Source organism: Arthrobacter sp. Y3224198, from assembly GCF_059090025.1.
Genome location: NZ_JBNHFG010000025.1, coordinates 13,336 through 37,937, shown reverse-complemented (window position 1 = coordinate 37,937; position 24,602 = coordinate 13,336). Strand labels below are relative to the sequence as shown.

Here is a 24,602-nt window from a genome sequence, read left to right as displayed (position 1 = left end):
CCCGTCCCTTCCGGCAACTTCCGCATCCACGCCCGGCTCTGCGCCGGGGCGGCGCTGGCCTCCGCGGGCCTGCACGTGTGGATGTCCGGCCAGCATGCCGGTGCGTGGTGGCAGGCAGGGCTGATGCTGCTGATGGCGCTGGTATGCCTGCCGTGCGTGCCGCCGCTCTGGCGGTCAGGGTCCGTGCCGGCGGCGCGGATGCTGATGGGCGGGGCGCTGGTGATGGTCGCGGTCCATGCGGTTCTGCTGCTGGCCCCCGGCGCGGGTGGCGCCGGCCACCAGCACAGCGGGACGGGCCTGGTGACGGTTCCGCCGTCCGGCGCAGGCCCGGCCATGCTGGCACTCATCGGCTGGGAACACACGGTCGCGATGCTCGCTGCAACCTGGCTGCGGCGCTGCGAGCGTAATGCGGCCCTGCGTTTCGATCGCCCGGCCGGAGAAGACCGCCCGGCGGCGGGCAGAGCGCCGAGGTAACCCTGTAATTGCCGCGGATGCCGGTGTTAGCTAGAAGCATGGGTTGAATCGACGTGCGGCCAGCCGCACAGGCAGGAGATCGACATGACGGAGCAGCTCCAGAAATTCGCGGAACTCTATCGGAAACAGGGGCCTTGGTGCGCCGCCTATGTCGATGCCGGGGCCGGCGGTGTGGAAGGCTCGGAGGCCGCTGAAGTCCGCCCCGGCGATGTCCGTGCGGTGCTGGCGGCCCAGGGCGCGACGCCGGCGGACCTGGAGGCCATGGAGGTTGCGGTGGCTCCTGCCTACGGGTTGCCGGCCCCGATCTCGCGCTATGTCCTGGTTCGGGAGGGAACGGAGGAACTGAACGAGCTCCTGCCCGGTGCGCTGGTGGCCCCGGGGCATGTGTCGGTGGACCTGGTTCCGGACCTGCTGCCCCTGCTCCGGCACCGTCCGGAGGACTTCCCCTACCTTGTGGTCGAAGCCTCGCGGGAGGAGGCCGAGATCCGGCTGGCCTACGTGGGCCGTCCCGGGCCAGCAGCGGTGGAGGGCGTGGAGGGATCCACCGAAGACATCAGCAAGCTCCCCGGCGGCGAAGGCTGGGGGCAGAACAAGCAGCAGCGCCGGAGCGAGGACACCTGGCGGCGGAACGCGGACGACGTCGCCGCGCAGGTCGATCGGATTGTGGACAGCAGCGGTGCCCGGCTGATTGTGCTCGCCGGTGATCTCCGTGCCCGCGGACTGGTGCTGGACCAGCTGGCGGAGGCGCACAAGCCGCTGGTCAGCATGATCGATTCGGAGCCGCGCCCCGAAGACCCGCACCGCCAGGCGTTCGAGGACAAGGTGCAGGAACGCATTGCGCTGCAGTGGGCGGCCGAGCAGGAGCAGATCCTGGACCGCCTGGCCCTGCAGCAGGGCCAGGCCAATCCCGAGTCGGCCACCGGCCTCGGCGACGTGGTGACCGCCCTTCAGCAGGCGCAGGTTGATGTCCTGATCCTGAACGACAGTGCGCTCGCGGACCGGCAGCTGCTGGCCCTGGGCGCCGAGCCGTGGGTGGCGACCGCGGAGGAACAGGCCCTCGGCGCGGAAGTGCTTGGCCAGGTGCCGGCGTCGGCGGCGCTGCTGCGGGCGGCGTCGCTGACGGACGGGACCCTTTTGCTGGTGCCCGACGGCGTGCTGCCGGACGGGGGCGATGTCGCCGCGCTGCTGCGCTGGCCTACCGGCCCCGAGGTGCCCGGGGACAACGCGACCTAGGGTCCATCCAACGCGAGGGGTTCACCGCGTCCCGGGGGATCGGGCGGGGTGGTCAGGAACGGCGCGCCTGGACCACGACGTCGCGCAGGGTGACCGGGCTGCCGTCCGGGGCGGTGAGCGTGCGCGGGTGCTCCTCTGCAACCGTGACGGTCCAGTCCGCCGGGTCCAGCAGTGCCCGTATGGAATCAGCCGTGACCACTGTTTCCTCCGGAGGGTGATGGCCGTGCGCCGTGGCGGCCTCGGCGTCGTGCGCGTGCCCCACCACCAGCAGCGTGCCGCCCGGGGCCACCCACGCGGCCACGCGGGAGTAGAACGCCAGCTGCGGCATGGCCGGGTGGGCGTAGTTGGTGGTGACCAGGTCGAAAAGCTGTTGCTGTTCAGGCTCCCACGTGGTCAGGTCCGCCTCGACCCAGGACACGCTGCCGGAGAGCGGCCGGGCTTCGGCACGGCGGGCCGCCGCGGCGAGGGCCGAGGGTGAGACGTCCGCGCCCACCACATCCCAGCCGCGGGCTGCCAGTTCCACGGCTTCGGCGCCGGTGCCGCAGCCGGCGTCGAGCGCGGTGCCCGCCGGGAGCTCGGCCGCGATGCGTGCCACGTAGGGGTTGGCGGGAGGTGCGGCGGTCGCGGCCGGATCCGTGTCCGGGGCGTCCTGCCAGTGCTGCTCCCAGTAGTCCTTGCCGAAGTCTTGTGTCATGTTTTCAGCCTAGTGCGCGGGCTGGCCGGAAGGCACGGGACCGAATAGGCCCGCTTTGGGAGATCCCTGCCGGTTTGGGAAATCCCTGCCGGTGCGCAGCGGAGGGACTTCCCAAACCGGTAGCAGAACAATCCGGCACGGCTCGGAAATACATGGGGCCGGTACCTGACGCAAGGGTGAATGCGATTTCCCAATAACGGTGTGAAGATGCCGTCTTCTCCTGTAGGCAGGACGAGCATCGATGATCCGGACCATCATTCTTGGGGGATGACATGAACCACGCAGCGCAATCGAACACCTTGCCCGGAGGAACCGCCGCCTCTGCCGTGCCCCGGCAAAGCAGTCCGACCATCCTGTGGTCCATGTTGAACATCGAGCCGGAGCGCCCGGACGTGGGCGATGAAATAGTCCGCCATATGGTGGCCCCGCTGTGTGCCCAGGTGCGGGGCTGGGAGGGGTCCCGGTTCGGGTTCTCCCGCAGCGTGGAATCGGCCTATCCGGTAGTGCACCTGCATCTGCGTGCCACGGAGGGGGTCATTGAACGCGTCTGGACGTTTGCGAACGCTCTGGCCAACGAACGCGCTGCCAGACTGGGTGCCGTAAGGATCTCCCGGTCCCCGGACATCCTGTATCCGCCCCGGCCCGGGGAACCGCTGCCGGAATTGATGGAAGCGACGTTTGCCCGGTTCGGCGGTTCGGCGGGCCTGAAGCTGGCGGTCGAGATTTCCGAACTTTCCTCTGACCTTGCCCTCTGGGCGGTCAACCGCTTTCCCAACCCTCCCATGCGCTCCATGCTGGCTGCCCTGCTGCTCTTCGATACGGCGCACGCGATGATGCGCGGACCCCGGTCCTCCGTGTGGCCGGACCGCAGGACCACCAGCTGGGATTACTACTGGAACTCCCACCTGCACGCCTGCACGGGGTCTTTCGGCTCGCACTCGGAGCAGGCGCGCCGGGCCATGCTGGCCCGGATGGCGCCCCGGATCATGCCCGCGCACCGGATGATGACGGCCCTGGCCGCGGAGCCAATGGTGGATGCCTGGCGGAAGCGCTGGTCACGGGCCATAGATCTGTACCTGTACCGGGCGGATAAGCAACGCATCAGCCGCAGTGCGCAGCAACTTGCCATGGGCGCCAGCCGGCTCGCCCTCAACCGGATGGGTTTCCCGCTTCGGGAGGAGGGAACCCTGGGCCTCTACGCACGTGCGTGGAGCAAGGAGATTGAAGCCCAGTACTCCGGCGGGGAGGTCCGGCCGGGCAGGAAGTGACGCGCCGCGGCCACGGATGGCGGGACAGGTCAGATACCGCTGAAGACCGGGAACACGCTGGATCGGCCGTAGCCGCTGATCCGCAGCCGCCAGAGCGTATCCATGTCCTCGTCGGAGATGGCGAAATCGACCTGCGCGTTTTCCCGCATGTGCTCCGGATTCGCCGTCTTGGGCAACGGAACGGTGCCCAGCTGCAGTGCGTAGCGGATGCACAGCTGCGGAACGCTCACCGAGTAGAGCCGGGCCATCTCGAGCAGGTCCGGGTCCTCCAGCATTTCGCCGTGCGCAATGGGGGAGTAGGCCTCAATGAGGATTCCCTCTCCGGCGCAGTAGGAGAGGAGGTCATCGGGGGTGTTGCCGATGTGGAAGAGCACCTGGTTCACCTGCGGGGCCACCGTGGAGACCGAGATGATGTTCTCCAGGTCGGACTGTTCAAAGTTGGAGACGCCGATGGAGCGCAGCTTGCCGGCCTGCTGGGCCTCCTCGAGGGCCCGCCAGGCCTGCCGGTTGCCCTCGGCGTAGGTGCCGCCGCGCCAGTCGTTCCAAGGTTGGGGGCTGTGGATGAGCATCAGGTCCAGGTAATCCAGGCCCATTGTCGCCAGGGAGCCGTCAATGGCGGCCACGGCGCCGTCGTAGTCCTTGATCTCGGCGGCCAGCTTGCTGGAGACAAACAGCTCCCCGCGCGGCACGCCGCTGGTGCGCACCCCTTCACCCACGCCGTGCTCATTGCCGTAGGCCTGTGCAGTGTCGATATTGCGGTAGCCGATGTCGACGGCGTCCCGGACAGCCTGTGCGGCGATGGCTTCGTCGATGAACCAGGTGCCCAGCCCGAGCTTGGGAATGGATTGCCCGTTGGCCAGAGTGTAGGTCTCTTGCAGGATCATGGGACTGCTCCTAGGAGTCGGCGGAACGGCGATCCCCCACAGCCCATGCTCCCGCAGTGCGTGCGCCAGCGGAATGCCCGGCGGAGGATCGCCGGTTGCCCCTGACTCAGCGCCGGTGTGCCCCGGCGGTCTACGCGCGCCATTCCCGTGACGGCCCGGAGGTCTTCCACCCGCCGCGGTGTGTCATGGACGGTTCAACCGGTTCCGGTGCCCGCCGCACAACAATAAGGGCGGTGGCGATGGGCCCCAGCAGCAGCGACAGAAGGAACCACGCTGCCCGCGACCGGTTCTTTTGCTCAGCCAAACCGGCGTTAATCAGGGCGAGGGTGAAGCAGAACCAGCCCATGTTCACGTAGTTATCCAGAGGAACACCCAACCACAGTCGGGCGGAACTGCGATTAACCGGTCCCTGAGAGCTCCCGGCGCCGGCGGCATGAGGTCCTGGCCCTTGCTACGGCGTCGGACACGCTTACCGGATGGGCGCACCGTCTGAATCGACCGGGAAGCTTTCAATGACTTGGCCGGTTGCGGTGTCGATGATGACCACCGACTGCTTGGGCCAGGCAGGGTCCGGCACCACGGTGTAGTCGACGGCGGCGGGGTCCACCGCGGCTGCCTGCCCGCTTGCATCCCGGGCGGAGGCATCCACAACGGTGCCGGTGTCCGTGCGGACCGCAACGGTTTCATCCGGCAGCCCGCTGGTGTCACCTGACCCCGGTGTTGCGTTCCACCAGCCTTCATAGCCGCCGGTGACGGGCGCGTCCGTGGGAGCCGACGCCGCGGCCGGTTCGGTATCGGTGCCGCAGCCGCTCACCAGAAGCATCCCGGCTATGAGCACTGCCGCTGTTGCTGGTCCGTGTGTCTTCATTGGTTCCCCCGGGTTGCTGGCGCTGCCATATTGGCTCTGTCGCGGCCGAGCCTAGCAAACAGTCCATCCGCTGCGGCGCCGGGCCGAGTCTCCGACGCCGTCACCGTCCGGTTCGCCCAGGCATTTTCCTGCATCCGCTTCAACGCGGTGTGGTGAGACCGCCAAACCCCGGACCTTACCGATCGGAATCAGACACACACGAGCCGACGGTGCGGTCCGGCCGGAAGCTCGGCACGGATGTCGTCGTTGACGCTTACCCGCCCGCCTGCCAGCACAACGCCCATGATCCCCGTCTTGCGCACCACGTTCCCGGCACTGTCGCGGGACACCACGGCCTTGAGCAGGCCGGTCCGGAAGCGGTCGATCTGCCGGCAGGGACTCCGCAGGCCGGTGACCTGAACGACGGCGTCGGGCCCGATCCGCAGGCGTGTTCCCTCCGGCAGGTTCAGGAGATCGATGCCGTGGGTGGTGATGTTTTCTCCCAGGTCGCCGGGGTGCACCTCGAACCCTTCCTGGGCGAGTTCATTGAACAGTTCGGCATGGATCAGGTGGACCTGCCGCAGGTTGGGCTCCGTCGGATGGAACCGCTTTCGGTACACATGCTGCACCGTGGTGCCGGAGTGTGCGTCTCCGTCCACACCGAGCCCTTCCACCAGCAGCACCGAGTCCACCCGCTCCTTGCTGAAGTGATGCTTGCTGCTGCGGCTGACCGAGAGCACTCTAGACGTCATTTAACGGATCATTCCATGGTTCCGGGTGGCCTCGCCGGTATTTCTCTGCAGGCGTGGTGGGCCGCAACTCTCCTTGGCCGATCACCACCACGTGTTTGCCGGGTGTCTTTCCGCTTTCCGATCCGCCGGCCGTCAGACAGCGCGCATCATTCCCGCAGGTGCGCCCGCAGGTAGCGTCCGGTGGAGCTGGCCGGGTCGGCGGCGACCTCCTCCGGGGTGCCGGCGGCGACAATCCGGCCGCCGGCCACGCCGCCGCCGGGACCCAGGTCAATCACGTAATCAGCGTTGGTGATCAGGTCCAGGTCGTGTTCGATCACCACAATCGTTGCGCCCTTAGCCAGCAGCCGGTCCAGCACTCCGATCAGGACCCGGGTGTCCAGCGGATGCAGGCCCACGGACGGTTCGTCCAGGACAAACAGCGTGCCGGACTGGTCCTTCCCCAGTTCACCGGCGAGTTTCAGCCGCTGCGCCTCCCCACCGGACAGGGCCGGGGTGTCCTCGCCCAGGGTCAGGTAGCCCAAGCCCAGGTCGATGAGGATCTGCAGTTTCCGCCGGATCCTCGGCCGCTTCTCCAGCGCCGCCCGCGCCTCCCGGACCGTGAGTGCGAGCAGGGCCGGCAAGGACAGTTCTCCGCGTCCGGTGTCCAGCAGGACTGCATCAGCGGCGGGGGCGTAGCGCGAACCGTTGCAGCCGGGGCAGGGGATGTCGACGTCGGGCAGGAACTGGACGTCCAGGACCACCTGGCCGGTGCCCTCGCAGCGCGGGCAGCGCAGGGATCCGGTGTTGTAGGAGAAGTCCCCGGCCTTCAGGCCGCGTTCCCGCGCGGCGTCGGTGGCGGCGTAGGCGCGGCGGAGGTCGTTCAGGATCCCGGAGTAGGTGGCCACGGTGGAGCGGATGTTCACCCCGATGGGGGTTGCATCAACCACGTCCACGCGGGTGATGCCGGCCGGATCGATGGAGCGGACATGCTCGGGCAGTGCCGCGGCATGTTCCGCGGCGGCGAGGGCCGGAACCAGGCTGTCCAGGACCAGGGTGGTTTTCCCGGAACCGGAGACCCCGGTGACCGCCGTGAGACGGTTCCTGGGGACGGCGACGTCGAGGGCGGAGACGGTGTGCAGCGGGGATGTGGCGAGCCGGAGGGTTCCCTGGTTGTACATGTCCGCGGCGGCGGCGCGCTCGCGCACCACCGCGCCAGTTCCGCCGCGCAGGAACGGGCCGATGAGCGACGCCGGGTTGGCCTCGATGTCCCGCAGGGTGCCGGCCGCGATGAGTTCCCCGCCCTCGGCGCCGGAGCCGGGACCGAGTTCGATCAGCCAGTCCGCCTCGCGCAGCACCTGCACGTCGTGATCCACCAGCACTACCGAGTTGCCGCCGTCGAGCAGGTCACGCATGACGCCGATGAGTCCTTCCACGTTCACCGGGTGCAGGCCGATGGACGGCTCGTCCAGGACGTAGAGGACCCCGGTGGTTTCGTTGCGCACCGCGCGGGCGAGCTGGACCCGCTGGCGCTCGCCGGTGGACAGGGTGGCCCCGGCGCGGTCCAGGCCGAGGTAGCCCAGGCCGAGCTGGACCAGGCGGCGGGCCATCTCCTGAAACTGGGAAATGATTATCCGCGCCATGGAGTGCATGTCCGCCGGCAGGGTGCCAACGACGCCGGGTGCCCAGGCGAGTGCTTCGTCCAGGGTTTTGGCGGTGGCTTCGGCCAGGCTGATGCCGGCCACCTGGGTGCCGAGGGCCGCGGGGGAGAGTCGGGTGCCGTGGCAGGCGGGGCAGGTGCGGGCCGTGACGAAGCGGTTGATGCGGGCCAGGCCCTTCTCGCTGGTGGCGTTGTTCATGGCCTCCCGGACGGCCACCCGGGCGTTGCGGTAGGTCCAGTTCAGCTCGAACAGCTTGCCGTTTTTCGACGGGATGCTCAGGTGCCGTTTTTCCTCGGGCCCGTCCATCACGATCTGCCGTTCGCGCTCGGTCAGGTCGGCGTAGGGCACGTCGGTGCGCACGCCGAAGTCCGCCACGACCTGCGGCATCACGGTCAGGCCGAACATGTTCCACGGGGCCACCGCGCCCTCGTTGATGGACCGAGACGGATCCGGGACCAGGGCGGCGTCGTTAATCTCGCGGACCGTGCCGGTGCCCTCGCACACCGGGCACGCGCCGTCGGAGTTGAAGGCCAGCGACTCCGCGCCGGGCGGCCGGAACACCGCCCCGCAGACCGGGCAGACCAGTGGCTTGTCCGCCGCGACGTCGATGGCGGGGTCCAGCCGGTGCCCGTTGGGGCACAGGTGAGAGCCGAGCCGGGAGAACATTACGCGCAGCACGTTGAGCAGTTCCGTGGAGGTGCCGAAGGTGGAGCGCACTCCGGGCACGCCGGGCCGCTGGTGCAGGGCCAGTGCCGCGGGCACGTGCCGGACCGAGTCTACGGACGCGCGGGCGGCGTGTGACATCCGCCGGCGGGTGTAGGTGGACAGCGCCTCGATGTACCGCCGCGAGCCTTCCGCGTACAGCACGCCCATGGCCAGCGAGGATTTCCCGGACCCGGAGACACCGGCGACGGCGACCAGCCGGTCCAGGGGAACGTCGACGTCCACGTCCCGAAGGTTGTGTACCCGGGCGCCGCGGATCTGAACGGCCGACGACGGTGGGGCTGCTGGGCGGGCGGGAGGAGTCTCTGCCATGGGTCCAAACTACTGCGCGGGGCGGGCTAGTAGCAGGCATGGCTGGACTGGACGCGCGCGGGTCATGGAGTTACGATTCAAAAACGTCAAAACGAAAAAAACGCAAAGAACGAAAATCCCATCACGAAAGCCCGAATCAGAGAAGCGAGACCGGAATGAGCGCGAACGCCGCAGCCAAGGAGACCTTCTTTGCTCCTGAGGCCCCCGAAGCTGGAAAGATATACAACTTCATCGAGGCCCACGCACAGAAGAACGGGGCCAAGCCTAAACCGCAGTTCTTCCTGTCAGGTACTGGTGAGAGCGATCAGGTTGAGCTCCCGTATGAAATCTACGAGGTTCTAGTCAAGGCCGTGGATGCGATGCGCAAGGGGCAAGCTGTAACGCTCACGCCTCGATCGATGACGCTGACAACCCAGCAGGCGGCCGAGCTTCTCGGCGTTACTCGTCCGACTCTCGTCCGCCTCCTCGACGCCGGAAAGATCCCGTATGAAAAGCCGGGTACGCACCGACGCGTCAAGCTTGAAGATGTCCTGGCCTTTAAGGAAGTCCGGAAGGCGGAGCAGTACGCCGCTCTCGATTCCCTGGGTGACATTGAAGATGAAAGCCCGTCCAGCGTCGTCGAGGACATGAAAGAAGCAAAGAAAGAAGCGGCACGCCGCCGCCGGCGCGCTTCCAAATAGGGCCAGAATACGGGGTATGTTTACCGCACTCCTGGACAGCTGCGTGCTGTGGCCAAGCACGCTGAGAGACTTCTTATTATCGCTGGCTTTCGAGGGGTCCTACCGGTTCATTTTCAGCGAGGCGATTCTCGCTGAGGTGGAGGTCAACGAAGAACGGAAGCGCATCAAGCGAGGCGACAGCCAGGAGGATGCGGAAGCCAAAGCCCGCCATCTGGCAGAGCAAATGCGTACACACTTCGCTGATTCGATCGTGACGGATTGGGAAGGGCTGGAGGGGACCTTTGGGCTGCCGGACCCCGACGACGAGCACGTGTTGGCGGCTGCGATAGTCGGAGGTGCAGGAAGTATCGTCACCGACAACCTTCGTGATTTCCCGTCCGAAAAGGTGCCTGACGGTATCCAGATCACTGGCGTTCAGGATTTCGCTTACGAAACCGTTTCGGTTCGCCCGGAGCTTGGACTGGCGGCGGTCCGTGCAATGGCTGAGCGCTCGGGACGAAAAGGGGCCAAGCAGACGCCGGAGGACATTCTTGACGAACTGGCAAAGACATACTCCTTGGATGCAACGACCGACCTGCTTAGAGGCTTCCTTTAGAAACCATCCCGCCAAGGAACGGCAGGCCCCCCCGCATGGTTTTCCAGGTTCCGGGATTTGTCACTGCAGCCTGCCAGAATGGCCAGATGTCATCTTCCCGAGGTTTGAACGATCCACGTCTGATCCGTGAAATCCAGCGCAGGCCGGACGCGGATGTGCCGACGTCCGGCTGGCCCGTTACAGTTCCGGCCGTGGCTGCGGTCCTGGAATCCGGATTGGAACTTCCACCCGGAGTGACCTTTTTGGTAGGCGAGAACGGCAGCGGCAAATCCACGCTGGTGGAGGCAGTCGCGGCAGCCTACGGCTTGGGGCCGGAGGGCGGAACGGTGCATTCGGCCCACAGCACGCACCAAACGGAATCCCCGCTGAGCAGCTGGATCAGCCTGGTCCGGCAGCCGGGCGCCCCGAAATGGGGCTTCTTCCTGCGGGCGGAAACGATGCACGGGTACTACACCTTCCAGGATCAGGCCGGCGGCGGGAACTTCCATGCCATGAGCCACGGAGAGTCCTTTATGGCCCTTACGGATACCTACCTCAACACTCGCGGGTTTTACTGCCTCGACGAGCCCGAAGCCGCACTGTCCTTCAGCGCCACCCTTGCCCTCATCGGCGTGCTCAGCGATCTCGCAGCGAACGGATCGCAGATTCTGTGTGCCACGCATTCCCCCGTGCTGGCCTCGCTTCCCGGGGCCACCATCTATGAGACAGGCGCCCACGGGATAGCCCGCCGCGAGTGGGATGACCTGGACCTGGTGACGAACTGGAGGTCCTACCTGAACGAGCCGGGCCGTTACCTGCGGCATATCCTCGCACCGTGATGCCCAAACCGGCGGCCGCACGCGGCGGCCCTCCTCCGGCAGCTAGCCCCTGCCTTCATCGCGTCAGCGTGGCGTCGAGAGCGCGGTAGCGGTGCCGGTCAGGTGCCGGGTGAGCAAGTCGGCTGCCTTCTCGGCCTCCCGCGCCAGTGCTGCCCCTTCGAGGCGCGGTGATCGCCGGCTCCGTCGCGGTGCGGTGCGATTGCGGCTGACCAGCGCCGGGCGAGCTCAGTGGCGGTCCACATGCGTTCGAAGGTTTCCATCAGCACCTCGTTGCCGCAGGCGTCCAGCAGTGTGCGGTGGAAATCATGGTGCGCCGTCGCCCAGGCATCCGAGAAATGCGCATCGCCGTCGTGCTCATACGGAGGCGTGCCGGAGAGCCGGTGATGGGCCGCCCGTACCCGCGCCTCCCACTCCAGATCGCCTCGCTCGATCGACATACGCAGCATCGTGGGTTCGAAGATCGCCCTGGCCTGCGCCAGTTGCTGCCAGCGGTCATCGCCGACCGTGGGGACGGCGAAACCGCGGTTCGGCAGCCGCTCGGCCAGACCCTCGCCCACCAGCCGCAACAGCGTCTCCCGCGCGACGGCGAGGCTCACGCCGTGCTGGTCGGCCAACACCTGGGGGCGGAGTGGCTGCCCAGGCCGGACGGCTCCGTGCAGCACCGCTGCCCGTAGGAGCGAGTAGACGCGTTCGGAGGGCGCTTGGCGCCCGGGGAAGCGACAGCCCGGTCCTCCTCGAGCAGCATGATCGCGCCGTCGCGGTCGGTTTCCAGCAGGCCCTGTAGGACAACCACCGGGGCAGCCAGAGCCGTGCGACAGCGGCTATTGAGCCTGGCCGGAATTAGAGATGGCGATCGTTGGGCTGCGTCGGGCTGGTGCGCAGGTGCGCGCGTTCTCCCTGTTTGCCGATGAGGGTGAGGAATTCGACGGGTCCTGAGCTGGTGGCACCGAACCAGTGAGGGGTGCGGGTGTCGAACTCTGCGGCTTCGCCGGGTTTGAGGATCAGATCATGCTCACCAAGGACGAGTCGCAGATTGCCGTTCAGAACGAACGCCCAGTCATAGCCTTCGTGGGTGCGCAGGTCGGGCTTGGCATCGTCGCGTCCCCTGGGGAGGATGAACTTGTAGGCTTGGATGCCTCCGGCCCGGCGGCTGAGGGGGAGGACGGTCCGGCCGCCATCGGCGCGTATCGGGCGCAGGTTGACGCGCGGGTCACCGGTCGGTGGTGCGTCGACGAGTTCATCCAGGGTGGCACCGTAAGCGCGCGCCAGCGGTAACAGTTGTTCGAGCGTGGGGCGCCGAAGCCCGGCCTCGAGCCTGGACAGTGTGCTGGTCGAGATCCCGGTCTCCTCGGAGAGGTCGTTCAAGGTGATGTCCCGGCGTTGCCGCAACTGCTTCAGCCGTGGCCCTACGGCATCCAGAGTGCGGTCCATCGACTCGTCCATATCCGGATTTTGCCATTCGGCAATAAAGGTTGCAAGGCTATTTGTTGTGAGTCATTCTCAACAAATGCTGTTGCGGACCGGCAGCAGCGGACCTGTCGAGAGGACAAGCAATGGCAGAGTATTCGGATTATCTTCGCGACGTGGTGGTTGTTGGTGGCGGCGCTGCCGGCCTGAGCGCTGCCCTGACGCTGGCCCGGGCGCGCCGGCCGGTGACGGTCGTGGACGCGGGCCAACCGAGGAACGCTCCCGCCCACGGGGTGCACGGGTTGCTCGGCCTCGAGGGGTTGAGCCCGTTGGAGTTGTTGGTCCGCGGCCGTCAGGAGGTCCGCAGATACGGCGGTGAGATCCTGGACGACGAGGTGGTTGACGTGTCCAGCGCGTCTTATGGCTTCTCAGTCGTGCTCCGCGGCGGTGCGGTCCTTCGCGCGCAGCGGCTGCTGATCGCTACGGGTCTGGTGGACGAGTTGCCGGACATCCCCGGGGTTCGCGAGCAGTGGGGTCGTGGTGTCCTGCACTGCCCCTACTGTCACGGCTGGGAGGTCCGTGATCGCAGGATCGGAGTGTTGGGCACCAACCCGATGGCTCTGCACAAGGCCATCCTGTTCAGCCAGTGGAGTTCCGACGTCGTGTTCTTCGCCCACGACCTCCAGCTCGAGGCGCAGGAGCGCGCCAAGCTGGAGGCGCTCGGCGTCGCCATCGTCGCGGGCCGGATTTCGCGACTGGAGATCGAGGACGACCACGTGAGCGGTGTGCGATTAGGTGAGACGGTCGTAGCGGTCGACGCGGTGGTGGTCTCGACGCCGATGGTCGCCCGCACCGAGCTGTTCGCCGGGATCGGCATCGTACCGACGGCCCATCCGGTTGGTGCGTTCATCGAAGCCGATGCGTCCGGCGCCACCTCGGTGCCCGGCGTGTGGGCCGCTGGCAACTCCTCCAACATCGGCGCCCAGGTGGGGGCCGCTGCCGCGGCTGGGGCCCTGGCAGCGCAAGGTATCAACACCGATCTCATTATGAAGGACCTCGATCGAGCCGTGGCAGCAGCCGCCTCAAGTAGTGAAGGAACCCCCGCAATGGAGCACACGTTCGATCACGAGTACTGGGATCGGATCTGGCAGGGCGACCGAGTCACGGCCATGGGAACCAGCCAGGTCAACCCGCATCTAATACGGGAAATCGCTGATCTGGCACCGGGGACCGCACTCGACGCGGGATGTGGTGCCGGAGCCGAAGCGATATGGCTTGCCACGCACGGCTGGAAAGTCACCGGCGCCGACATCGCCGCCGCGGCACTCGACTTCGCAGCCGGGCGCGCGACGGACACCGGCGTCGCTGATCAGGTGCAGTGGGTCCAGGCAGACCTGTCCATCTGGGAGCCGGACGCACAGTACGACCTGGTAACCACGCAGTACGCCCACCCGGCCATGCCGCAACTTGATTTCTACGACCGCACCGCCTCCTGGGTCGCCCCCGGAGGCACCCTCCTCATCGTTGGTCACCTCGACCACGAGGCCAGTGGGGACGACCACCAGCACGGGACTGATCATGGGCGGAGGCGCGGCAGCCACTTCGATGGACCGCCCGCTTCGAGTTCGACAAGTGCGGCCAACATCACCGCACGTCTCGATCCCGGCGACTGGGAGGTCGTGACCGCTGAGGAATCAAGCCGAACCATGTCCGGTCCCGAAGGACGCGAGACCACCGTTCACGACGTCGTCGTCAGAGCCACTCGACGCAGCTGACCCCAGCCGTCCGTTCACACCCTTGGAAACCGTCCCCGCTAAAGAAACGGCAGGCCTCCCGCATTCCGCGGGAGGCCTGCCGTCGTCGATCGTGTTCGGTTAGGAAACCGGTGCCAGCAGGGGGTAGTCCGTGTAGCCGGCGGCGCCGTCGGTGTAGACGGTGGCCTGGTCGATCTCGTTCAGCGGGTGGTCCTCCTGCCAGCGGCGGGCCAGGTCCGGGTTGGCGATGACCGGGCGGCCGACGACGACGGCGTCGGCCAGACCTCTTCGAGCAGCATGATCGCGTCCTCACGGCTGGTGACCGTGCCGAAGCCGGTGTTCAGCAGCTCCGGGCCTGGCGTTCCTGTGGGAGGACCTTGGCAGCATGGGCGCGTCCGCCTAGGGAAACCGGTGTGCCGTGTACGGATAAGAAACTAGGGAGACCGGGTGCCGCGCGCACCGCTTGTTCCCAACACTCCATAGTGGCTCTGTGTACGCAGAAAAGGAAGACCGGACGCAATGGGGTGAAGATTCTCGAGAGCCCGTATGGACATTCACATTTTGGCAACACAGTGTTGGCAACACACCCGAAGCCAAGACCATCATTTATGGGGATGATATGAGCCGCGTAATGCAATCGAACACCGTTCATCGAGGACTAGCTACCCGCCCTGTGAACCAGCACCCCAGCACAACCCTGTGGTCCATCCTGACTATTGAGCCGGAGCGTAAGGATGCCGGCGACGACATTATCCGCCATGTTGTTGCCCCTTTGTCTTCACAACTGCGGGCCGGGGAGGGGAACCGGTTTCGGTTGTCACGCAGCCTGGAATCCGACCGTCCGGCCGTGCTCCTGCATTTGCTTGCCACCGACGACGTCGCTAAGCGCCTATGGAAGTTTACGCAGGCGCTGACCGACGAAAACGTTGCCACTCTGGGTACCGTGAAGATCTCCCACTCGCCGGGGCTCGTTTATCCGCCGCTGCCGGGCGAACCGGTACCTGAGGCGGTGGAATCAGCACTTGCACGGTTCGGTGGGCTAAAGGGCTTGGAACTGGTAACTGGGATTGGCGAGGTTTCCATGGATCTGGTTTTGTGGGCGGTCAATCGCTTTCCCAGCCTCAACATGCGCTCGATGCTGGCTGCCCTGCTGCTCTTCGACGCCGGTCACGCCATGATGCGGGGCCCCCGGTCCGCTGTCTGGCCGGACCGCAGGACCACCAGCTGGGACTTCTACTGGAACGCGCATCTGCACGCCTGTACAGGTTCCTTTGGCCCGCACGCTGCGCAGGCGCGCAGTGCAATGAAGACCCGGATTGCACCCCGGATTATGCCCGCACATCGGGTGATGGTCGCCCTGGCCTCGGAGCCGGCAGTGGACGTCTGGCGGAAGCGGTGGGCAAGGGCCATGGATGAGTATTTGTACCGGGCAGACAAACAACGCGTCAGCCGCAGTGCGCAGCAACTGGCTATGGAGGCTAGTCATCACGCACTCAACGGGCTGGGCTTCCCGCTCCGCGAGCAGGCGGTCCTTGGCCTCTACGCACGTGCCTGGAGCGAGGAGATTGCGGCGCAGTATTCCGGCGAGGAGCGCTCGGCGCAGCCGTCAAAACGGTAAGAAACGACGGCGCAGGCGATACGATCGCGGCAACACGAAACGACGGCAGGCCTCCCGCATCACACGGAAGACCTGCCGTCGTCGTTCGTTTCGGTTAGGAAACCGGTTCCAGCACCGGGTAGTCCGTGTAGCCGGCGGCACCGTCCGTGTAGACGGTGGCCTGGTTGACCTCGTTCAGCGGGTGGTCCTCCTGCCAGCGGCGGGCCAGGTCCGGGTTGGCGATGACGGGGCGGCCGACGACGACGGCGTCGGCCAGGTCCTCTTCGAGCAGCATGATGGCGTCCTCGCGGCTGGTGACCGTGCCGAAGCCCGTGTTCATCAGCACCGGGCCGCCGAAGCGGTGGCGCAGGTCCTGGATCAGCTCGTCGGCCGGATCCGCGTGAAGGATGCTCAGGTAGGCAGGCTTCAGATCGGCGATGCCGTCCACCAGGGCGGTGTAGGTGGCGGTGACGTCGGCGCGGTCGGTTTCCAGCACGCCCTGGATGTTGTGCTCCGGGGAGATGCGGATGCCGGTGTGCTCGGCGCCGACGGCCTCGGCCACGGCGCGGAAGGCCTCGATGACCAGGCGGGCCCGGTTCTCCGGGGAGCCCCCGTAGTTGTCGGTGCGGGTGTTGGAGACGGGGGAGAGGAATTCCTGCAGCAGGTAGCCGTTGGCACCGTGCAGCTCGACGCCGTCGAACCCTGCCTTCATCGCGTTCTGCGCGGCGGAGACGAAGTCCTGCACGACGCCGGGGAGTTCGGCTTCGGTGAGGGCGTGCGGCACCGGGAAGGGCTGCTTGCCGTCGTAGGTGTGTGCCATGCCTTCGACGGCGATGGCGCTGGGGGCGACGACGGGGCGGCCGCCGTTGATGTTCTCGTGTGCGACGCGTCCGGAATGCATCAGCTGGGCGACGATCCGGCCGCCGGCCTCGTGCACGGCGTCGGTGACGAGCTTCCAGCCGGCGACGTGGTCCTCAGTGACCAGGCCGGGCATCAGGGCATTGCCCTGGCCGGTGAAGGAGGGGTAGATGCCGTCGCTGATGATCAGGCCCATGGAGGCGCGCTGGCGGTAGTGCTCGACCATGATGTCGGTGGGCACGCCGTTGCGGTCGGCGCGGACGCGGGACATCGGTGCCATGACCAGGCGGTTGGGCAGTTCCATGGTGCCGACGGTGAGGGGGGTGAAGAGTTTCAAGTGGTGGGGTCCTTTTGTTGCTTGGCTGAAGGCAGAGGCGTTCTGGGAAAAACTGCTTTATTCAGCTACAACTCCCGGCAGAGACACGGATATTCCACGAGCGCGTAAGGTCACACTCGAACGAGCAACGGTGAACAGTCAGGGGGAAGGCAGGGTGCATTTATTGGGGCCCGTTCAGCTGCGGACGTAGTCGCCGTTGCAGAGAACGTCTGCTCCTCACCGAGACGGAAAAAGGACAGTGTTTTGGCGCGCCGTCGCTGTGAATTGTGTCTGGAGGCGCGGGTGCTTGTGCTGCCAGGCCCGGGCAACCAGGAGGCGGTGCAGGGGAGCCCACCTAGGTGGCCCCGGCCGCACAGCTCGCCCCAGAAGCACCGTTAGAGGCATCAAAAGATGCTGACCGCATAGCTGCTTAGGGGTTGAACGCCATACAGTTGGCGTGCGTGCCCGTGGACCTGCTGCTCTAAGCCGAGCGCTCTCGGCTCGCATGCGTTTCTCACCATCAATCCTCGACCCACACGTACAATTCAGCGACCTGAATGGTTCTGCAGTGTTGGCGTGTTAAGGAGTAGGTCGCTAGTGGGATGCTCCTCCTCGTAGGAACCCTTGCAAGCCGAAGTGGCGACCCACCTCGACGGAAAAGGTCAGACTATCGATCGGATCCGACCCCATTTGATCGAACATCTTGGTCGAAACCGGCATCCGAAGACTCAGTCAAATGAATCATAAAGACGAGCGACACACCATGTCCGAGCACAAGCCACAGTAGACACGGTGCGAATTATGACTAGGCTGGGGGCGAATATCACTTTGTATTGCCTTTGAACACACCGGAACATGGGCTTCATGAACGAGGCCCATAAAGCCTGAGTGTTTCATCGGAAAACATAGACAGCCATGTCCATATGAATAAATCCGGAGACCAAAGAAAATAATGGATCCACTACTTGCAGGACTTTTTAAGCAGTTCGTAGCTGACAACATGCTTGAGAAGATGAAAAAATCAGACGCGTTTGAGCTATTTGTCGCAACATTACTTCTTCCCGATGACTTGTTGGACCAGCGCCAACTCTCAGATTTTTTGCTCGATGAGTCGACAATCGGCATCGACATAGCAACACTTGAAATAAATGGACAACTGATCAATAGCCAGAGTGACATTGACGACGCCTGTGCCAACAGAAATAATCTCGAGGTTATACTCACATTGTTGCAGGTGAAATCATCCTCGAGTATGGAGTCCAGCGAGATACTCAATTTCGGTAATACCGTACAAAAAGTACTTACCAACAACGTGCCGGAGACATATCCAAAATTACGGGAAGTCGCAGCATCACTCTTTAGCATATTTGAGGACCATGCCTCGAAGTTGAAAACCAAGCCCCAGGTTAGATGTGCTTTTGCGTCCACGGCAAGCGATGCCACCTTACTCGACGAGAATGTGGTCGACCGCACCAAAACGGTGAAGGGAGGCATCGAAGAGATTTCATATATTGGAGAAGTTATCTTCGACCTTTACGGTGCTACTCGCCTATATGACGCTTCGTTAGTCAAAAACCATGCAAACGAAACGGATGTGGTGCTTGATAAGTCGATTAATCTGCCGGGAATGCCGGGTATTGACCAAGCTATTCTAGGAGTGATGTCCTTGAATGAGCTGCTTAAGTTGGTCAAACACGAGGATCAGACTCTAAATGAGCGAGTATTCTACCAGAATGTTCGAGGATTCAAGGGCATCGAAAACCAGGTAAATGGACAAATCATGGATACATTGGCGAGTTCAGAGCGGTCGCTTCTCCCCGTTTTGAACAACGGAGTGACGATTGTCGCACGAGAGTACTCCCCCAAACCTGGAGACGCTGTCAGGCTTTCCGGCTATCAAGTCGTAAATGGTTGCCAAACGAGCCATTGTATCTACGAGTCAGAGGATAGCCTCAATGGCCATCTTGATTCCACTTTTATCCCCTTCCGAATTGTAGTCACTTCAGACGAACGTGTGGCGACGAGCATAATTCGGGCAACAAACTCGCAAACTGCGGTAGATAAAAGCGACTTGATAGCGTTGACGAAGTTTCAGAAGAAGCTTGAGGATTTTTACCAGCAGGACATTTATAACGTGGGATTGACATATGAACGACGTTCGGGTCAGTTCTATTATCGTGACGTTACACGAACTCGAATTGTAACGATTACTGAGCAGATGCGCTCGTTTGCTGCGATGTTCCTGGATAACCCACATGCGGCTGCTAGGTACCCCAAAGCGCTTTATGACGATGTTGGAAAAATGATTTTCGATGATGGCCATAAATTGTCGCCGTATATTGCTTCTGCATTTGCAGCATACCGACTAGAAACGGCTTTCCGGTCGTCTCTTGAAACTTCATTCAAGCCGCTCAGGTATCACATTCTGATGGCTTATAAGTATGTGACCTTAAAAGGGAAAGGTGCGCAACTCAACAGCGCCGCCATTGATAAGCAAAGCAAGCTTATGATTGAGGAACTTTCGAAGACCGATTACGTACTAAAATTCCGCGAAATAGCTAACGTAATATTGGGGTCAGTCGATGGAAAAATTCCCTCGCCGGATCGTCTGAAACGTCAACCTCTAACGAATGAGATCATCGGGGATTTGATGCAGTCGTTCCAAGCAGGTTAGGAGCCTTCTGGATTGGGCGGGAGTCGGGTGAAGCGACTTTTGGAGTTTTTCGGCTTGCCGGGCTCCTGCTCGTCTAGGTGAAGTCTCAGGGATAAGCCGCTTTTAAAACGTGTGGTGCGTCCCTTGACGTGACCCCCACCACATGTAACCCTGATCATATACGATTTCGTACTTGATCCAGGAGAGACATGGGCAACGACGCCACCACGGACACGCTCAAGCAGGCCGGCAAGGTCATTGCCGTCCACATCAACTACCCCTCGAGGGCAGCAGAACGCGGACGCACCCCGGAACAGCCCTCCTACTTCCTCAAGCCCAGCTCCTCCCTGGCCCTGACCGGCGGCAGCGTGGAACGCCCCGCGGGCTGCGAACTGCTCGGCTTCGAAGGCGAAATTGCCCTGGTCATCGGCAAGACCGCCCGCCGCGTGAGCGTCGAGGACGCGTGGAGCTACGTCGGGGGAGTGACCGCCAGCAATGACCTGGGCGTCTACGACCTGCGCTGGGCAGACAAGGGCTCCAACCTCCGTTCCAAGGGCGGCGACGGCTTCACCCCCGTGGGCCCCGCCATCCTCAACGCGGCCGACGTCTACCCCGCCAACCTGCGCATCCGCACCTGGGTCAACGGCGAACTCGCCCAGGACGACACCACCGCAGACCTGCTCTTCCCCTTCGCCCAGCTGGTGGCAGACCTCTCCCAGCTGCTCACCCTGGAACCGGGCGACCTGATCCTCACCGGCACCCCAGCCGGGGCCTCCGTGGCCGTTCCCGGTGACCGCCTCGAAGTCGAAGTGGACGTTCCCGGCACCGACCTCACCACGGGCCGCCTGGCCACCACCGTCACCGACGGCACCACCCCGCTGGCAGCCTTCGGCGCACAGCCGAAGATCGACGACACGCAGCGCGAAGAAGCCTGGGGCTCCGCCGAAAAGGCCGGACTCGCCCCCAAGCAAAAGACCCTCACCCCGGAACTCAAGGCCAAGCTGGAATCCGTCGCCACCGCCACCCTCTCCTCGCAGATGCGCGCCCGCGGCCTGAACAACGTCTCCATCGACGGCCTCACCGGCACCCGCACCGGCCGCAAGGTGGTGGGCACCGCCCGCACCCTGCGCTACGTGCCCAACCGCGAGGACCTCTTCAAGTCCCACGGCGGCGGCTACAACGCGCAGAAACGCGCCATCGACTCCGTGGGCGAAGGCGAAATCCTGGTCATGGAAGCCCGCGGCGAAAAGGGCACCGGCACCCTGGGCGACATCCTCGCCCTGCGCGCCAAGCACAACGGTGCAGCCGCCATCATCACCGACGGCGGCGTCCGTGACTACTCCACGGTCGCCGGCATCGACCTGCCCGTCTACTGCGCCAACCCGCACCCCGCCGTCCTCGGCCGCAAGCACGTCCCCTGGGACACCGACCTCACCATTGCCTGCGGCGGCGCCACCGTGCAGCCCGGCGACATCATCGTGGCCGACGACGACGGCATCCTGGTCATCCCGCCGGCCATCGCCGAGGAGCTGGTGGAGGCCAGCATCAAGCAGGAACACCAGGAAGAGTTCATCGCCGAAATGGTCAAGGCCGGCCACGGCGTGGACGGGCTGTACCCGATGAACGCCGCCTGGAAGGAAAAGTACGAGGCCTGGGCAGCAGAGCAGGCATGAGCGGGACAAGCACCGCCGCCGGCTCCAAATCGGAGCAGGCCTACACCCAGCTGAAGGAGCGCATCCTCGGCGGCGAAATGAGCCCGGGCTACCGCCTGGTGCTCAGCAGCATCGCCACCGAGATGGGCTTCAGCGTGGTCCCGGTGCGGGAAGCAATCCGGCGGCTCGAAGCCGAAGGGCTGGTCCACTTTGTCCGCAACGTGGGCGCCACCGTGGCCGGCATCGACCCGGACCTGTACCTGCACACCATGCAGACCCTCAGCATCATCGAGGGCGCGGCCACCGCGCTGGCGGCCCCGGGCATCAGCGCCGGGGAACTGCAGCAGGCCCGCGCCCTCAACGAGGAAATGCGCGAGGTCCTGGAGAACTTCGACCCGGTCCGCTTCACGCAGCTGAACACCGAGTTCCACGCCCTGCTCTACGCCCGCTGCCCCAATCCGCACATCCTGGACCTGGTCCACCGCGGCTGGAACCGGCTGGGCCGCATGCGTTCCTCCACCTTCCGCTACGTGCCGCAACGCTCGCACCAGTCGGTACAGGAACACGACGCGCTGCTGGACCTGATCGACGCCGGTGCCCCGGCCGCCGACGTCGAGCACGCCGCCCGCGCGCACCGCACCAACACGCTCAACGCCTTCCTGGCGCAGAACCACCAGCCGCCCTCCCCGATCTAACCGAACCCCGCCTCCCGAACCCCAAGACCTCCCGAAACACCAGAAAGAGGAACCATGAGCACGCACTTTGTCCCGGAAAACCTGCCCAACCACATCCAGCACTTCATCAACGGCAAGTTTGTGGACTCGATCAACGGCGCCACCTTCGAGGTGCTGGATCCGGTGACCAACAAGACCTACGCCACCGCCGCCGCCGGGCAGAAGGAAGACATCGACGCCGCTGTCGCCGCCGCACGCGAAGCCTTCGTCAACGGCCCGTGGCCCAAGATGAAGCCGCGCGAACGCGCCCGCGTGCTCAACAAGATCGCCGACGCCGTCGAAGCCCAGGAGTCCCGCCTGGCCGAAATGGAAACCTTCGACACCGGCCTGCCCATCACCCAGGCCAAGGGCCAGGCCCTGCGCGCCGCGGAGAACTTCCGCTTCTTCGCGGACCTGATCGTCGCCCAGTTCGATGACGCCATGAAGGTCCCCGGCTCGCAGATCAACTACGTGAACCGCAAGCCCATCGGCGTCGCCGGGCTCATCACCCCGTGGAACACCCCGTTTATGCTCGAGTCCTGGAAGCTCGCCCCGGCCCTGGCCACCGGCAACACCGTGGTGCTCAAACCGGCCGAATTCACCCCGCTCTCCGCCTCCCTCTGGGCGGACATCTTCACCGAAGCCGGCGTTCCCGCCGGTGTGTTCAACCTGGTCAACGGCCTGGGCGAGGAAGCCGGCGACGCGCTGGTCAAGCACCCGCAGGTCCCGCTGATCTCCTTCACCGGCGAAACCACCACCGGGCAGACCATCTTCCGCAACGCCGCGGAAAACCTGAAGGGTCTGTCCATGGAGCTGGGCGGCAAGAGCCCCTGCGTCATCTTCGCCGACGCCGATCTGGACGCCGCCATCGACTCCGCCCTGTTCGGCGTTTTCTCCCTGAACGGGGAACGCTGCACCGCCGGCTCCCGCATCCTGGTGGAGCGTCCGGTCTACGACGAGTTCTGCGAACGGTACGCCGCCCGCGCGAAGACCATCGTCGTCGGCGACCCGCACGATCCCAAGACCCAGGTGGGCGCCCTGGTCCACCCCGAGCACTTCAAGAAGGTCGCCTCCTACGTGGAGATCGGCAAGACCGAAGGCCGGCTGCTCGCCGGCGGCGGCCGCCCCGAGGGCCTGGAAGAGGGTAACTACATTGCCCCCACCGTCTTCGCCGACGTCGCCCCGGATGCCCGGATCTTCCAGGAGGAGATCTTCGGCCCCGTCGTCGCCATCACCCCGTTCGACACCGAAGCCGAAGCCCTGGAGCTGGCCAACAACACCAAGTACGGCCTGGCCGCCTACATCTGGACCCAGGACCTAACCCGCGCCCACAACTGCGCGCAGAACACCGAGGCCGGCATGGTCTGGCTCAACAGCCACAACGTCCGGGACCTGCGCACCCCGTTCGGCGGCGTGAAGTCCTCCGGCCTGGGCCACGAGGGCGGCTACCGCTCCATCGACTTCTACACCGACCAGCAAGCCGTGCACATCACCCTGGGCAAGGTCCACACGCCCAAGTTCGGGATTGACGACGCCGCCAAGGTCGACGGCTAAGCACCCCCGACACTTCCCCCCACTTTTTTGCAAAGGAGCAAACCCATGAGCATCGAGATCGAAAACCGCATCCCCACCCCGAGCATCAACCCGCCGGACATTGTCCGCTGCGCCTACACCGAACTGGTGGTCACCGACCTGGAACGGTCCCGCCAGTTCTACGTGGACGTCCTCGGCCTGCACGTCACCGAAGAGGATGAAAACGCCATCTACCTGCGCTCCCTGGAGGAGTTCATCCACCACAACCTGGTGCTGCGCAAGGGCCCGGTGGCCGCCGTCGCCGCCCTGTCCTACCGCGTGCGGACTCCGGAAGACGTGGATGTGGCGGAGGCGTACTACAAGGAAATGGGCTGCCGCACCGAGCGCCGGTCGGACGGTTTTGTGAAGGGCATCGGCGACTCCGTCCGCGTGGAGGACCCGCTGGGCTTCCCCTACGAGTTCTTCTACGAAGTGGACCACGTGGAGCGCCTCACCCAGCGCTACGACCTCTACTCCGCCGGTGAGCTGGTCCGCCTGGACCACTTCAACCAGGTCACCCCCGATGTACCCCGCGGCCGCGCCTACCTGGAGGACCTGGGCTTCCGGGTCTCCGAGGACATCAAGGACTCCGACGGTGTCACCTACGCCGCTTGGATGCACCGCAAGCACACCGTGCATGACACCGCCCTGACCGGCGGCGACGGCCCGCGCATGCACCACATGGCCTTCGCCACGCACGAAAAGCACAACATCATCCAGATCTGCGACAAGATGGGCGCCCTGCGCATCTCCGACCGGATTGAACGCGGCCCCGGCCGGCACGGTGTGTCCAATGCCTTCTACCTCTACATCCTCGATCCGGACGACCACCGCATCGAGATCTACACGCAGGACTACTACACCGGCGACCCGGACAACCCCACCATCACCTGGGACGTCCACGACAACCAGCGCCGCGACTGGTGGGGCAACCCGGTGGTCCCGTCCTGGTACACCGAGGCCTCCCTGGTCCTGGACCTGGACGGCAACCCGCAGCCGCTGACCAAGCGCACGGACACCTCCGAAATGGCCGTCACCATCGGCGCGGACGGGTTCTCCTACACCCGCGAAAACGACGAGTCCGGCAGCTACAAGGGCGAGGCCGCCAAGGGCTTCAAGATCGGCTCCCAGCTCTAGGTCCGGTAAGGGACGACGACGGCGCC

General features: G+C 64.9%; 22 protein-coding genes and 1 pseudogene. 13 read left to right on the top strand and 10 right to left on the bottom strand.

Going from position 1 to position 24,602, the window contains the following annotated elements; translation table 11 throughout:
* Together AC5RUF_RS12810 and AC5RUF_RS12805 are read left to right on the top strand one after the other, a co-directional pair.
* Positions 1 to 474: hypothetical protein (locus AC5RUF_RS12810; protein ID WP_494130825.1), on the top strand; the 474-nt coding region annotated here is incomplete at its 5' end.
* Between the two features lie 84 nt (positions 475 to 558).
* A complete protein-coding gene (locus AC5RUF_RS12805) occupies positions 559 to 1,707 on the top strand; it encodes a baeRF2 domain-containing protein (RefSeq protein ID WP_494130824.1) in 1,149 nt (382 codons plus the stop codon).
* A gap of 52 nt (positions 1,708 to 1,759) precedes the next feature.
* Here the strand turns inward: AC5RUF_RS12805 and AC5RUF_RS12800 are convergent, their stop codons facing one another.
* Complete coding sequence (locus AC5RUF_RS12800; RefSeq protein WP_494130823.1) at positions 1,760 to 2,401, bottom strand: class I SAM-dependent methyltransferase; 642 nt, start codon at positions 2,399 to 2,401, stop codon at positions 1,760 to 1,762.
* Positions 2,402 to 2,763: 362 nt separating this feature from the next.
* Here AC5RUF_RS12800 and AC5RUF_RS12795 point away from each other — a divergent pair, with 362 nt between their 5' ends.
* Positions 2,764 to 3,669 carry a lantibiotic dehydratase C-terminal domain-containing protein gene (locus AC5RUF_RS12795; RefSeq protein WP_494130822.1) on the top strand — a complete coding sequence of 302 codons (906 nt, stop codon included), beginning with the start codon at positions 2,764 to 2,766 and terminating at the stop codon, positions 3,667 to 3,669.
* 29 nt (positions 3,670 to 3,698) lie between these two features.
* Here AC5RUF_RS12795 and AC5RUF_RS12790 read toward each other — a convergent pair whose 3' ends face one another.
* The 5 genes from AC5RUF_RS12790 to AC5RUF_RS12770 all read right to left on the bottom strand — a co-directional run bounded on the left by AC5RUF_RS12790 (position 3,699) and on the right by AC5RUF_RS12770 (position 8,824).
* Positions 3,699 to 4,553, bottom strand: coding sequence for an aldo/keto reductase (locus AC5RUF_RS12790; RefSeq protein ID WP_494130821.1), 855 nt, complete (start codon positions 4,551 to 4,553; stop codon positions 3,699 to 3,701).
* A gap of 130 nt (positions 4,554 to 4,683) precedes the next feature.
* On the bottom strand, positions 4,684 to 4,899 hold the full coding sequence (locus AC5RUF_RS12785; protein WP_494130829.1) for a hypothetical protein: 216 nt from the start codon (positions 4,897 to 4,899) through the stop codon (positions 4,684 to 4,686).
* Positions 4,900 to 5,022: 123 nt separating this feature from the next.
* Positions 5,023 to 5,421, bottom strand: coding sequence for a hypothetical protein (locus AC5RUF_RS12780; protein ID WP_494130820.1), 399 nt, complete (start codon positions 5,419 to 5,421; stop codon positions 5,023 to 5,025).
* A gap of 188 nt (positions 5,422 to 5,609) precedes the next feature.
* Positions 5,610 to 6,152: an MOSC domain-containing protein gene (locus AC5RUF_RS12775; protein WP_494130819.1), complete on the bottom strand. Its 543-nt coding sequence runs from the start codon at positions 6,150 to 6,152 to the stop codon at positions 5,610 to 5,612.
* Between the two features lie 146 nt (positions 6,153 to 6,298).
* Entirely contained in the window at positions 6,299 to 8,824 is a 2,526-nt protein-coding gene (locus tag AC5RUF_RS12770) for an excinuclease ABC subunit UvrA (protein ID WP_494130818.1), read from the bottom strand.
* 38 nt (positions 8,825 to 8,862) lie between these two features.
* Here AC5RUF_RS12770 and AC5RUF_RS12765 point away from each other — a divergent pair, with 38 nt between their 5' ends.
* From AC5RUF_RS12765 to AC5RUF_RS12755, 3 genes are all read left to right on the top strand, one after another.
* On the top strand, positions 8,863 to 9,504 hold the full coding sequence (locus tag AC5RUF_RS12765; RefSeq protein WP_494130817.1) for a helix-turn-helix domain-containing protein: 642 nt from the start codon (positions 8,863 to 8,865) through the stop codon (positions 9,502 to 9,504).
* Between the two features lie 16 nt (positions 9,505 to 9,520).
* Positions 9,521 to 10,099, top strand: a complete 579-nt coding sequence (locus AC5RUF_RS12760) for a PIN domain-containing protein (protein ID WP_494130816.1) — start codon at positions 9,521 to 9,523, stop codon at positions 10,097 to 10,099.
* Positions 10,100 to 10,185: 86 nt separating this feature from the next.
* Positions 10,186 to 10,917 carry an AAA family ATPase gene (locus AC5RUF_RS12755; protein WP_494130815.1) on the top strand — a complete coding sequence of 244 codons (732 nt, stop codon included), beginning with the start codon at positions 10,186 to 10,188 and terminating at the stop codon, positions 10,915 to 10,917.
* Between the two features lie 98 nt (positions 10,918 to 11,015).
* Here the strand turns inward: AC5RUF_RS12755 and AC5RUF_RS12750 are convergent, their stop codons facing one another.
* Both AC5RUF_RS12750 and AC5RUF_RS12745 read right to left on the bottom strand, forming a co-directional pair.
* Positions 11,016 to 11,735: a GntR family transcriptional regulator gene (locus AC5RUF_RS12750; RefSeq protein WP_494130828.1), complete on the bottom strand. Its 720-nt coding sequence runs from the start codon at positions 11,733 to 11,735 to the stop codon at positions 11,016 to 11,018.
* Between the two features lie 22 nt (positions 11,736 to 11,757).
* Positions 11,758 to 12,360 (bottom strand): helix-turn-helix domain-containing protein, encoded by a 603-nt coding sequence (locus AC5RUF_RS12745; RefSeq protein WP_494130814.1) that lies wholly within the window; start codon positions 12,358 to 12,360, stop codon positions 11,758 to 11,760.
* A gap of 110 nt (positions 12,361 to 12,470) precedes the next feature.
* On the opposite strand from AC5RUF_RS12745, the gene AC5RUF_RS12740 reads away from it, so the two are divergent.
* Positions 12,471 to 14,099 (top strand): FAD-dependent oxidoreductase, encoded by a 1,629-nt coding sequence (locus tag AC5RUF_RS12740; protein ID WP_494130813.1) that lies wholly within the window; start codon positions 12,471 to 12,473, stop codon positions 14,097 to 14,099.
* A 99-nt stretch (positions 14,100 to 14,198) separates the two neighbouring features.
* On the opposite strand, the pseudogene AC5RUF_RS12735 reads toward AC5RUF_RS12740, so the two are convergent.
* Positions 14,199 to 14,434 (bottom strand): annotated as a pseudogene (locus AC5RUF_RS12735) (alkene reductase); the annotation flags it as partial.
* A gap of 134 nt (positions 14,435 to 14,568) precedes the next feature.
* Between AC5RUF_RS12735 and AC5RUF_RS12730 the strand changes: the two are divergent.
* Complete coding sequence (locus AC5RUF_RS12730; RefSeq protein WP_494130812.1) at positions 14,569 to 15,696, top strand: hypothetical protein; 1,128 nt, start codon at positions 14,569 to 14,571, stop codon at positions 15,694 to 15,696.
* A 94-nt stretch (positions 15,697 to 15,790) separates the two neighbouring features.
* Here the strand turns inward: AC5RUF_RS12730 and AC5RUF_RS12725 are convergent, their stop codons facing one another.
* Complete coding sequence (locus AC5RUF_RS12725) at positions 15,791 to 16,870, bottom strand: alkene reductase (protein ID WP_494130811.1); 1,080 nt, start codon at positions 16,868 to 16,870, stop codon at positions 15,791 to 15,793.
* Between the two features lie 931 nt (positions 16,871 to 17,801).
* Between AC5RUF_RS12725 and AC5RUF_RS12720 the strand changes: the two genes are divergently transcribed.
* The 5 genes from AC5RUF_RS12720 to hpaD all read left to right on the top strand — a co-directional run bounded on the left by AC5RUF_RS12720 (position 17,802) and on the right by hpaD (position 24,576).
* A complete protein-coding gene (locus tag AC5RUF_RS12720; protein WP_494130810.1) occupies positions 17,802 to 19,523 on the top strand; it encodes an AIPR family protein in 1,722 nt (573 codons plus the stop codon).
* Positions 19,524 to 19,711: 188 nt separating this feature from the next.
* Positions 19,712 to 21,175 carry a fumarylacetoacetate hydrolase family protein gene (locus AC5RUF_RS12715; protein WP_494130809.1) on the top strand — a complete coding sequence of 488 codons (1,464 nt, stop codon included), beginning with the start codon at positions 19,712 to 19,714 and terminating at the stop codon, positions 21,173 to 21,175.
* Positions 21,172 to 21,849: a GntR family transcriptional regulator gene (locus AC5RUF_RS12710; RefSeq protein ID WP_494130808.1), complete on the top strand. Its 678-nt coding sequence runs from the start codon at positions 21,172 to 21,174 to the stop codon at positions 21,847 to 21,849. The genes AC5RUF_RS12715 and AC5RUF_RS12710 overlap by 4 nt, the downstream gene beginning before the upstream one ends.
* 54 nt (positions 21,850 to 21,903) lie before the next feature.
* The gene (hpaE, locus tag AC5RUF_RS12705) at positions 21,904 to 23,421 is read left to right on the top strand and encodes a 5-carboxymethyl-2-hydroxymuconate semialdehyde dehydrogenase (RefSeq protein ID WP_494130807.1); all 1,518 of its coding nucleotides are present in this window, start codon (positions 21,904 to 21,906) and stop codon (positions 23,419 to 23,421) included.
* Positions 23,422 to 23,478: 57 nt separating this feature from the next.
* Positions 23,479 to 24,576, top strand: a complete 1,098-nt coding sequence (gene hpaD / locus AC5RUF_RS12700; RefSeq protein ID WP_494130827.1) for a 3,4-dihydroxyphenylacetate 2,3-dioxygenase — start codon at positions 23,479 to 23,481, stop codon at positions 24,574 to 24,576.
* Positions 24,577 to 24,602: the final 26 nt, after the last annotated feature.